Annotated in this window: 1 protein-coding gene; it reads right to left on the bottom strand. The window is 78.4% G+C overall.

What is annotated here, in order from left to right; translation table 11 throughout:
* Positions 1-12: 12 nt before the first annotated feature.
* On the bottom strand, positions 13-1,052 hold a 1,040-nt coding region (locus E1265_RS36440), incomplete at its 5' end, for an FAD-dependent oxidoreductase (protein ID WP_132935208.1).

Here is a 1,052-nt window from a genome sequence, read left to right as displayed (position 1 = left end):
CGCCCCGGCCGGCTACAGCGCGGCGCGCACCTCGACCGCCGCGCGTTCGCCCGACCGGACCGCGCCGTCCATGAAGCCGCCCCACCGCCCCACGGTCTCCGCGCCGGCCCAGTGCAGCGGGCCGACCGGGCTCGCCAGCCAGGGCCCGTAGCGGGTCCAGGCCCCCGGCGGCACGGCGGCGGTCGGGCCGCCGCCGCAGAACGGCTCGGCGCCCCAGCAGTGGTCGGTGTAGGCCACCACGCGATCGGCACGCGGACCGAACAGGGCACGGAACAAGCCGAGCGCCGCCCGCCTGCGTTCGGCCGGCGGCAGCCCGAAGAACGCCCGGGCGTGGTCCCCGCCGACGAAGCCGAGCAGTATCCCGGGGCCGTACCGGTCACGAGTGACGTCGAAGGTGGACGAGACCGGGCCGACGTCGACGAGGGCCTGCCCCGAGAGGCCGCCGGCGCGCCAGAACGGCCGGTCGTAGACGGCGTACACCTTGCCGAGCACGCCCTGCGGCCAGCGCTGCGCGAGCTGTTGGTGGCGGGGCGGCAGCGCGGGCGCGAAGCCGATGGTGCGGCGCAGCGCCGGCGGCACGGCCAGCACGGCGCGCCGCGCGGCGAGTTCGCCGCGCGGGGTGTGGACGGTGACGCCCTCCGGCCGGCGCCACTCGACGCGCAGCGCGGGGGCGCCGAGCAGCACGCGGTCGCCGAGTTCGGCCGCCAGCCGTTCGGCCAGCGTGTGGGCGCCCGCGACGAAGTGCTCCCGCTGGGCGCCGGCGGCCGTGTCCAGCATGGGGGAGAAGCCGCCGCAGGCGTGCACGTAGTGGAGTGCGTGCAGCAGCGAGAGCTCGCCGGGCTCGCAGCCCCAACTGGCCCTGGCGACCAGGGCGAACAGGTCCCGGGCGGTGCGGCCGGCGCGGATGCCGCGCAGCCAGGACTCCAGGGTCCTGGCGTCGAGGCGCCGGGCGCGCGGGGCGAGCCAGGGCGCGCCGACCGGCACGTGCCCGGCGAGCCGCTCGAACTGCCGCATGGTGCGGTCCAGATCGAGCAGGGCGGGCGGGGCGAGCC

Source organism: Streptomyces sp. 8K308 (genome assembly GCF_004348315.1).
Lineage (GTDB): Bacteria > Actinomycetota > Actinomycetes > Streptomycetales > Streptomycetaceae > Streptomyces.
This window is presented reverse-complemented; position numbering and strand designations above follow the sequence as displayed.